Raw genomic sequence first — 9,547 nt, 5'->3', positions numbered from 1 at the left:
AGCGGTGCTATGCTAAAATCTCCAAACAGCCTGATTTTCTTGCGATTGCAACACTCATCACGAATTCTATTACATAATCCGGGTTAAAAAGCAACCTTCAATTCATGAAAAACATCAACCATTTGGCTTATTTCTATGATATGAGCAGCTATGACAAACTATTATCAACTTTAGACAATAAGGGCTCAATGCTATTTTTCTCAAGTAACCCCCTATTGGGTATAAAAGAATTGATTCGCAGGTTAAGACAAAAACCGGCACTTCCTAAAAAAACCAGGGTATCGAGTGATCATCATATTCCTTTATATCCTTATCAAAGAAAGAAAGGCGAATTCCAAAAATATTTTGATTAGGTAATTTTTAGCCGAGTAAATACTTTTTAAACTGCTCGTAATCGTTTTCCATAAAGGTAACCTTTTTCTCCCCTTGCATAAATGCAGCTAACCTTTCAGGCAAAACCAATACTTCTCCGAGAGCATCTTCCACCGTACTTCTAAATTTTCCCGGATGTGCGGTTTCCAAAAATACTCCTTGATAGTTACCCGGCTGCTTGTCCATGAAGGCTTTTAGTCCAAGGTAAGCAACAGCTCCATGCGGATCCATGGTATAACCTGTTTCAGTTTTCACCTTTACCATGGCTTCGTTTGTGCTTTCATCACTGTAGAAACAACCTTGCACCTTTTCCTTTAATTTTTCTTCATCTCCTCCAAACAAAGCCAACAGCCTGTAAAAATTACTTGGGTTCCCTACATCCATACTATTACTAATGGTTTGGATAGAAGGTTTGGGAGTAAATTCCTGTCCACTCAAATAATCAGGCACCACTTTATTCACATTGGTTGCTGCAATAAACATATCAATCGGTAACCCCATTCTTTCCGCCAATATACCTGCTGCTAAATTACCAAAATTGCCACTAGGCACGGAAAAAACAAGCTTCTTGCTCCCCTTAGGCAATTTAGAATACGCATAAAAGTAATACAGGCATTGAGGAATCCACCTTGCTATATTGATGGAGTTTGCAGAAGTTAATAACAATTGGCTGTTTAATTCAGGATCCAAGAAAGCCTCTTTTACCATTTTTTGGCAATCGTCAAAAACACCTTTTATTTCAATGGCGTGAATATTTTTACCTAGGGTAGTAAATTGCTTTTCTTGGAGCTCACTTACCTTACCGGACGGGTACAGGATTACAACTTCCACGCCTTCCACACCTAAGAAACCATTGGCCACAGCACTACCTGTATCACCGGAAGTGGCTACCAGCACCTTGATTGCTCCCTTATCCTGAAGCATGCTCATCAATTTAGAACAAAACCTTGCGCCAAAATCCTTAAAAGCCAGAGTGGGTCCATGGAAGAGTTCTAGGGTAAACACATCCTGCTCTACCGGCACTACGGGTGCATCAAAATCCAAAGTATGGTCCACCAAGGTTTTGATTTGCTCTTGGGACAAATCTTCCGAGAACAATGCTGAAATGACCTTATAACCAATCTCCTTAAAAGAAAGCTTGTGTATGTTGGAAAAAAAATCCAAACCTAAAACTGGAATTTTTTCAGGCATATACAATCCCTGATCAGGCGCCAGCCCCTTTATAACAGCTTCTTTTAAATCTACCTTGTGATTCGGATTATTGGTACTATAATATTTCATTAGAAAGTGACAGGTTTGTCAGGAATTAAATTTCTTCTTCTACAATATAAGCTCCTCTGGTATTGATAGCGGAAACATATAGGTCTATGGGCAATTGCAATTTATCAAATACTTGTTGGGAAAGCCTGCTTACTTCCCAGGCAATTTCCTCGGTTGGAGACAAAACAAATATTGTAGGCCCAGAACCTGAAATACCACAGCCCAAAGCACCTGCCGGAACAATACCCTCCTTAACTTCGTCATATCCTGGGATTAAAATAGACCTGGAAGGTTCTGCAATTACATCATTCAGCGAGCGGCTGATTAAGGCCATGTCTTCTTGAAACAAGCCTGCCACTAGACCGGCGATATTACCCGATTGAGTAGTAGCATCTTGCAAAGTCACGTTTCTTCTTAAAACACTTCTTGAATCAGAGGTGTTCAATTCCAAATGAGGGTGAATCAAAGTACAATAAAGCCCTCTAGGTACATTTAATGGAATTACATCCAAAGGTTTGTATTCACGAATCAATACAAACCCACCCAATAGAGAAGGGGAAATATTGTCTGCATGTCCTGCGCCACAGGCGATCCTTTCAGACTCAATACCGAATGGCAATAGGTCCTTTTTTTCATAGGGATTTCCTAGTAACGTATTGGTGGCAACTAAGGCAGCAACAGCACTTGCCGCACTAGACCCCATCCCGCTGCCTAAAGGCAAACCTTTATACAATTCTATTTCTAAACCACCTTCAAAACCAAGGTTGTCAACCATTGCTTTGACAGCAACACTACAGGTGTTTTTTTCTGATTCATAAGGCAATTTCCCATTGTCACCTTCAATTTTAATCACTCGGATTCCCGGTTGATCAGAAAGCGAAACACTTACTTTGTCTCCTAAATCTTCTATTGCAAAACCTAATATATCAAATCCGCAAGAAACATTGGCTACAGTAGCAGGTGCAAATGCAGTAACTTTTTGCTTGTCCATATTATCTTGAATAATTACCTAACCTAATAATATCTGCAAAAACGCCTGCTGCGGTCACATCTGCTCCTGCACCAGGGCCTCTTATGATCATCGGAAACTCGTGATACCTTTCTGTTGTAAACAAAATCATATTATCACTCCCCTCCAAAGAATAAAAAGGATGCTTTTTGTCCACAGATTTTAATCCAACTTCAGCCTTTCCGTTCTCTAATACAGCCATAAACCTAAGGGTTTCTTCTTTTTCCCTGGCTTCAGCTACCAAACTCGAGAAGTGGGGATCATGCGCTTTTAGCTTGTCCAAAAATTCTTCTACTGATTCTATTTCTTGACAGTCCTCAGGAACCATACTCTGAATACTCACATCAGAAAAATGTAAATCCTGTTCCGCTTCTCTACCAAGGATTAGAATTTTTCTTGCAACATCCATCCCACTCAGGTCATCTCTAGGATCTGGTTCCGTAAACCCTTTTTCCTTTGCTTGTGTCACCACTTCACTAAATGGAGTACCTTTACTTAACTCACTGAAAATATAATTCATTGATCCACTTAGCACTCCTTCTATTTTAATCACCTTGTCTCCACTTAATATAAGGTCTTGTAAAGTGCTAATAACGGGCAATCCGGCTGCCACATTGGTTTCATAAAGAAACTTAATATTTCTTTGGCCTGAAAGTTTCTTTAAAGACTTATAATTCTCTAATGAACTTGAATTGGCTTTTTTATTTGGAGTTACAATCGCCACCTTAGAAGCCAGTACTCGCTCATAAGTATCTGCCACATCTTGGCTTGCAGTACAGTCTACCAATACAGAATTGGAGAAGTTCATACTGTTCATTGTATTTAGAAATACGGTAAGGTCCATTGGCAGGTCTTCACTGGATGGAACAGGGATAGTACTTAGATCAAAACCATCTTCGTCAAAAGCCATGAAGCGAGAATTGGCAAGTCCATGAATCTTGATATCCAGCATATAATCTTCTTGTAATTTATTCAATTGATTTTGGATCATTGAAATCAATGTCTTCCCAATAAGGCCAACTCCAATAAGGAAAACATGCAATACTTTATTGTCTGAAAGAAAAAAGGCCTCATGCAAAGCATTCAATCCTTTTTGAAGATCAGACTGTTTGATTACCGCCGAGATATTTAACTCTGAACTTCCTTGCGCCACTGCCGAAACATTGATATTGTTTCTTCCAAGGGCTTGAAAAAGCCTCCCGCTTGCTCCGGGGTGGTGTTTCATGTTTTCACCTACCACAGCAATTACAGACATGTTCGGCATTATTTGAACCTTATCCATTTCCCCGGCAAGAATTTCATAATGAAACTCATTTTCCAATACTTCTCGGGCAAGGTCAGAGTTTTCACTTTTTATTGCAATACAGATACTATGTTCTGAAGATGCCTGGCTAATTAAAACCACATTGATATCCGCTTTTGCCAATGTGCCAAATACCCTACTACTTACACCAATTACATCTACCAAGCCTGATCCTTGGACGTTTAGAAGGCTGATATGATTTAAGGAGGAGATCCCTTTTATCAATTTGGTGTTTTCAGATTTTTCACAAATAAGGGTACCTTCCTTCTCCGGCTGGAAAGTGTTTTTAATATGAATAGGAATCTTCCTTCTCATCGCCGGTTGCATGGTTGCCGGAAAAACAACTTTGGCACCGAAGTGAGAAAGTTCCATTGCCTCATTATAACTCAATTGAGGAATGGTGATGGCGGAATAAACCAACCTTGGGTCTGCAGTCATTACTCCAGTAACATCAGTCCAAATTTCCAAGCTTTCCGCTTTCAGTGCAGCGGCAAAAATGGCTGCAGTATAATCAGACCCGCTTCTACCAATGGTAGTAGTTTCTCCCTTATCTGTAGAAGCTACAAAGCCCGTAACAACAAGAACTCCCGGATTTTTGCTATAATAGTCATAAATCAATTGATTGGTAGTAGGAAAGTTAACCTTTGCATTTCCAAACCGATCATTGGTTCTGATAACCTCTCGAGCATCTAAATAATGCGTGTCTATTTCATTTTCACGCAAGGCTTCCGACATCACATAGGTGGAAATCCGCTCACCAAAACTAACGACGTAATCGGACGTTCTGGGAGAAAACTCTTTTATTAAGAAAATACCGTTAAACAAATCTTCTAACTCATTAAACCTGACCTTAACAAAAGTTAGTACAACAGACTGTTTCCTAACAGGTATTAATTCTTTGACAAGCTGAAGATGGCGCTTTTCCAAGGATAGTAAAAGCGCTTGGTATGCCATGTCATTTTCTTTGGCAAGATCTGCACATTTTAATAGGTCTTCAGTAACTCCACCAAAAGCTGAAAAGACGACTGCTATCTGATCATCTGTGGATGCTTGCTTTACGATAGAAAGAACATTCTTAATTCTTTCCAAATTTGCGATGGATGAACCTCCAAATTTTAATATTTTCATTGCTATTCTTTATCAGTTAAAACGGTTAACAGAAGCCTGTGAAAGGCCTCCTTTGTCGGGGGCAATATGTAGGAAAGTACGGGATTACCCCGTAATGCCTGTAGTTGTGGTGGTATTGCCACTAAAAAATAGACTGCAGTTGATTGACCGAAAAGATTCGGCGAATGAAATTTCTTGAATTTTGTTTACTGCGAAAACCATGATTGATCGTTTGAAGGGACAATTCTAATGACAAATTTTATATATCACAAGTTTTTTAGATTAGAAATCCCTTATTAAATAAAGATTAAAAAACTGAATACCACCCTAACAAGTTCCTTCAAGACATTTATCAAGGAATTAATTAGGTCTGGAATTAGTCATATATTATCAAAAACACTCGATAAATTCATCTAGGCTAGTGTAAAGCACCAGAAAAGCAAAGACTTGAATGTTTCTTTAAACCGAATTACCAATAACAAAGCAAAACAACCTTTTCAAAATCGGTAATGGATAGGTTTTCCGAGATTGGCATTGAAAAATAGCAATAAAAAGGAGGAGCTATTTTTCAATATCAAATCCAAATATTAAAGTTTCTCGATGGAACCACCAATACTTTCTTTGACATCAATGATATTCGGCTCTCCTTTATAATTTATTCTACCCCTGGTAGCTGCTGTTCCTTTGAGAGATTCTTTCACCTCAAATACACCACTTGCATTTGTATTTGTTCTAATCTCTGCATGATCAACTACCAACTCTTCTCCATCAATTTCTGCATTTGTAAATGCGTTATAGTCAAGGTTAACAGCAGCTCCTTTGACAAACATCTTGGCGTTGGTTTCTGCTTCCAACATCAAATTTTCTGCTTTCACTTCAATTTCAAGGTAGCCATTGCTGGCAACTGTAAGGTTTATGTCTTTATTTTCGATTGGTTCTTTTACAAAAACCTTTGCTCCTGAAGACACTTCTATTTCGCTTAGTTGAAGATAAGTAACTACAACTTTGACAGCACTTGACTTGGGTTTACTTCCATCCACTTCTAGTTGTAATCGTCTTTTATCTACTTCAGAAATGATTTGATCAAGACCTATTCCCGAAGCTGTGATAGTAATTTCTTGCTTTTCCCCTTTTTGGAGCTCAACCTCTATGGCATCGCTTACATCCAATTGATCAAAAGCACTGAGCGTTCTTGTTTCTGTGTTGGTTTGTGCCTGAACTCCGATAAAGGCCAATACCATCAGTAAGGATAAAATAGTCGTTTTCATAATTCAATTTTTTTTAGATAATCAAATGACACCACCGTATAACTTAAAGGTCATGTTCCTTAAAGCGGCATTGGTGGCTGCATAATGCATGGCTTCTGCAATTTCATAAGGTTTCACCCAGTTTGTAAAATCCGAATCGGGCATTGATCCTCTATTTTGAGGTGTATCAATTATACTTGGGACAAAAACATGAGATCTGATTTTTGAATCGGCAGTTTCATTGGCTATAAAATCTGCCAAATTCATCACCATACTTTTACTCAAAGCATATGCCAAAACATCTTTTCCTTCGGCATGATTTAACGCTGGTTTCGCCCCTACAAATAAGAAGGTTCCATTGTTGGACTTTTTCATTAACGGTAAAAAATGTTTCACCATATTGAATGCGCTGAAAAAATTCAGTTGAAACATATCTTCCATGTCTTTGCTGGAAGTTTGCTCAATGCTCCCCATAGCAAATCCTCCTACCAATAAAGCCATGCATTCCAGGCTCCCGTACTGCATTTGGTACTCCCTACTAAAATCTTTAACAGACTGTTCATCAGTCACATCTACCTGGTAGACATCATCAGCCTCTTCTACTTCCTGATCACTTCCCGGAATAGTAATAGCAATAACTTTAAAGCCCTCTCTTTTAAATTTATTCACTACAGCACTCCCCAAATTGCCGGCACTTCCCGTGATGATTATATTTCTATTCATGTGATTATTTTGTTTGGTTTTTATGCGGTATTTTTGTCCGTATAGTGGATAAAACATAAAAGTAAGCTTTATTTTTAAAATAATAATGGAAACTGAAAAAAGCAGTATAGAGGTAAATGAGCGAAGAAAGCGGATATTATTTGTTTTGAAGGTGCTTGCTTACTTTGCTTTTCTGGTATTACAAGAAACAATAGAACCTAGCAAAAACTTATTGTACTCCCGGATTTACAATATAGCAGATGCCCTGACTTTTCTGCTCGCAGGAAACATCCTTGTTTCTCTTGGTAGAATATTCTTGGTAAGGTTCTATTTGAGAAAAACCAAAACAAGCTCCCTTCATAATAATTTTGTTTTGGGAATCAATAGAATTGCTCGCCTGCTAAATGTGATCATCTTATTGATTGCTACGATGATATTTTTTGAAATCGATCCCAAAGAATTTCTATCAAGCATCACTATAGTAGCTGCAGCCATAGCCTTATTATCCAGAGATTATATTATCAATATGCTCAATGGATTGATAATCATGTTTTCTGATCAAATCACTCTAGGTGATTACATAAGTGTAGGTGAACATCAAGGGCGGATCAAAGACATTACCTTATTGAATGTTGTGCTGCTAAATGAAGATCATGATTTGGTAATGATACCCAATAGCCTAATGCTCACAGCCAATGTAGTGAATTACAGTAGGCAAAACATTAGGAAATTAACCTTCGATTTCGAAACCACCAACCATTCATCGTTGAATGTGGACGAAATGGAAAGAAAACTAAGGTCAATCATAGAACCCTATAACAAGGAAGTAGTTAGTGAAAGTCTTTCTCTCAAAACGATGAGTATTCTTAAGGATATTGTAAAAATGAAACTACAAGTCCAACTTAATAACCGGTCCAAAGAATCTGAAAGAAAAATTCGGCGCATTATCAATCAATCCATCATAAAGATCTCCGGTGATGAAATCAAATGACAACTTTTTCGCACAAGTATACCAGGTTGTAAAACTTATACCATTGGGTAAAGTTACCACTTATGGCGCCATCGCTTCTTACCTTGGTAGCAAAGGCAGCGCACGGATGGTTGGATGGGCAATGAATGCTTCTCACGGCATGAAAGATCTTCCGGCCCATAGGGTGGTGAACAGAAATGGCCTCCTTACAGGAAAAAACCATTTTTCTTCTCCAAACTTGATGCAAGCCCTTTTGGAAAAAGAGGGAGTAACAGTTGAGAACAACACCATTATTAATTTTGAAAACTTTTTTTGGGATCCTGCCAAAGCCTTGGAACTATAATTGGACTAAAGGTATTTACTGTATCGTACACAAAACAATATTTAGTCTATAAAACTACTCTCTACTTGAATACACTTTTCATAAAAAATTAGACTTTTTATTACCAAAAAATTAACAATACATTAATTTCACTAATAAAATTCAACAAAACCTCCCATTTACTAGGTGATTAAAAACCTTTATTTTAGATTTGAAATACAATTATCAAAATACCAAATGTTTTAAGCAACTATTATGGCACGATAATGGTTAATTGAAACATCAGCTTTTGAATAGCGAAATTTAAATATTTTATGTCCACAACAATCACTGAAAGAAAACCTGCTACCTCTAGGAGGAAGCACACATCTAGATCAACCACATCAAGGGGACAATATTTAAAAAAAATCCCTGTTGCAATTTTTAATGAATCTCAACAACTACTAAAAAGAACTTTTGATGTTACGTTGAGTTTATTATTGACGGTTGTAATTTTTTCGTGGCTATTTCCTTTAATTGGTTTATTAATTAAACTAAACTCATCAGGGCCTGTTTTTTTTCAACAATTGAGACATGGGAAAGACAATGTTCCTTTTTATTGTTATAAATTCAGGACTATGTATATCAATGATCAGGCAGACACCAAGCAGGCGACTAAAGATGACCCTAGAATTACTTGGATAGGAAAGTTTTTAAGAAAAACCAGTTTAGATGAACTACCACAATTTTTCAATGTAATCAGAGGTGAGATGTCTATTGTAGGTCCGCGTCCCCATGCCATGCCCATGAATTATAAATTTTCAGCAGAAATTGACAATTTTATGTTTCGCCATACCGTCAAACCGGGCATTACAGGATTGGCACAGGCAAAAGGATTTAGAGGTGAAACAAAAGATTTTTACGACATCTATTCAAGATGTAAGTTAGACATCTTTTATGTTAACAATTGGTCGCCAATATTGGATGTGAAAATCATTATTTGGACCATCTTTTCATTGCTTTTAAGTAAGGATGAGGTTTATTAGATTTTGGTTTATTTTTTTTTATTTTCAAGTACCTCAATTCAAGAACATCTCACGCACCCAGCTCAGCCCCCAAATAACCTATAATAAAGAAATACTGGGGATTTCCGAGATCAATCCAATTTCATTCGTTTGTGGGTTGACTTAATCCTAACCAACCATAAGCCAATAAACATTAAAAGCCCATTCAATATCAACAATTCAAAGCCAAAGGTATACCCCCAAAACCATCT

General features: G+C 37.6%; 9 protein-coding genes. 4 read left to right on the top strand and 5 right to left on the bottom strand.

Features of this window, described 5'->3' with window-relative positions; genetic code table 11:
- The first annotated feature begins 104 nt into the window (after positions 1-104).
- A complete protein-coding gene (locus AAC037_RS11675) occupies positions 105-353 on the top strand; it encodes a hypothetical protein (RefSeq protein ID WP_339903165.1) in 249 nt (82 codons plus the stop codon).
- Between the two features lie 7 nt (positions 354-360).
- Here the strand turns inward: AAC037_RS11675 and thrC are convergent, their stop codons facing one another.
- The 5 genes from thrC to AAC037_RS11650 all read right to left on the bottom strand — a co-directional run bounded on the left by thrC (position 361) and on the right by AAC037_RS11650 (position 7,021).
- The gene (thrC, locus tag AAC037_RS11670; RefSeq protein WP_339903164.1) at positions 361-1,653 is read right to left on the bottom strand and encodes a threonine synthase; all 1,293 of its coding nucleotides are present in this window, start codon (positions 1,651-1,653) and stop codon (positions 361-363) included.
- A gap of 25 nt (positions 1,654-1,678) precedes the next feature.
- Positions 1,679-2,623, bottom strand: a complete 945-nt coding sequence (locus AAC037_RS11665) for a homoserine kinase (RefSeq protein WP_339903163.1) — start codon at positions 2,621-2,623, stop codon at positions 1,679-1,681.
- A gap of 1 nt (position 2,624) precedes the next feature.
- Complete coding sequence (gene thrA, locus AAC037_RS11660) at positions 2,625-5,072, bottom strand: bifunctional aspartate kinase/homoserine dehydrogenase I (RefSeq protein ID WP_339903162.1); 2,448 nt, start codon at positions 5,070-5,072, stop codon at positions 2,625-2,627.
- A gap of 566 nt (positions 5,073-5,638) precedes the next feature.
- On the bottom strand, positions 5,639-6,319 hold the full coding sequence (locus tag AAC037_RS11655) for a head GIN domain-containing protein (RefSeq protein WP_339903161.1): 681 nt from the start codon (positions 6,317-6,319) through the stop codon (positions 5,639-5,641).
- 21 nt (positions 6,320-6,340) lie between these two features.
- Positions 6,341-7,021 carry an SDR family NAD(P)-dependent oxidoreductase gene (locus AAC037_RS11650; RefSeq protein ID WP_339903160.1) on the bottom strand — a complete coding sequence of 227 codons (681 nt, stop codon included), beginning with the start codon at positions 7,019-7,021 and terminating at the stop codon, positions 6,341-6,343.
- An 85-nt stretch (positions 7,022-7,106) separates the two neighbouring features.
- Between AAC037_RS11650 and AAC037_RS11645 the strand changes: the two genes are divergently transcribed.
- The 3 genes from AAC037_RS11645 to AAC037_RS11635 all read left to right on the top strand — a co-directional run bounded on the left by AAC037_RS11645 (position 7,107) and on the right by AAC037_RS11635 (position 9,317).
- Entirely contained in the window at positions 7,107-7,991 is an 885-nt protein-coding gene (locus AAC037_RS11645) for a mechanosensitive ion channel domain-containing protein (protein WP_339903159.1), read from the top strand.
- Positions 7,978-8,313 carry an MGMT family protein gene (locus AAC037_RS11640; protein WP_339903158.1) on the top strand — a complete coding sequence of 112 codons (336 nt, stop codon included), beginning with the start codon at positions 7,978-7,980 and terminating at the stop codon, positions 8,311-8,313. Before AAC037_RS11645 ends, AAC037_RS11640 begins: the two co-directional genes overlap by 14 nt.
- 293 nt (positions 8,314-8,606) lie before the next feature.
- Positions 8,607-9,317, top strand: a complete 711-nt coding sequence (locus AAC037_RS11635; RefSeq protein ID WP_339903157.1) for a sugar transferase — start codon at positions 8,607-8,609, stop codon at positions 9,315-9,317.
- Positions 9,318-9,547 lie beyond the last annotated feature (230 nt).

Source organism: uncultured Cyclobacterium sp. (assembly GCF_963976465.1).
In the GTDB taxonomy this organism is placed as follows: domain Bacteria; phylum Bacteroidota; class Bacteroidia; order Cytophagales; family Cyclobacteriaceae; genus Cyclobacterium.
This window is presented reverse-complemented; position numbering and strand designations above follow the sequence as displayed.

Excerpts from the sequence above, each read along its gene's own strand:
- AAC037_RS11675 (WP_339903165.1), top strand. The coding sequence starts at position 105 with ATGAAAAACATCAACCATTTGGCTTATTTCTATGATATGAGCAGCTAT.
- thrC (WP_339903164.1), bottom strand. The coding sequence starts at position 1,653 with ATGAAATATTATAGTACCAATAATCCGAATCACAAGGTAGATTTAAAA.
- AAC037_RS11650 (WP_339903160.1), bottom strand. The coding sequence starts at position 7,021 with ATGAATAGAAATATAATCATCACGGGAAGTGCCGGCAATTTGGGGAGT.
- AAC037_RS11655 (WP_339903161.1), bottom strand. The coding sequence starts at position 6,319 with ATGAAAACGACTATTTTATCCTTACTGATGGTATTGGCCTTTATCGGA.
- thrA (WP_339903162.1), bottom strand. The coding sequence starts at position 5,072 with ATGAAAATATTAAAATTTGGAGGTTCATCCATCGCAAATTTGGAAAGA.
- AAC037_RS11645 (WP_339903159.1), top strand. The coding sequence starts at position 7,107 with ATGGAAACTGAAAAAAGCAGTATAGAGGTAAATGAGCGAAGAAAGCGG.
- AAC037_RS11635 (WP_339903157.1), top strand. The coding sequence starts at position 8,607 with ATGTCCACAACAATCACTGAAAGAAAACCTGCTACCTCTAGGAGGAAG.
- AAC037_RS11640 (WP_339903158.1), top strand. The coding sequence starts at position 7,978 with ATGAAATCAAATGACAACTTTTTCGCACAAGTATACCAGGTTGTAAAA.
- AAC037_RS11665 (WP_339903163.1), bottom strand. The coding sequence starts at position 2,623 with ATGGACAAGCAAAAAGTTACTGCATTTGCACCTGCTACTGTAGCCAAT.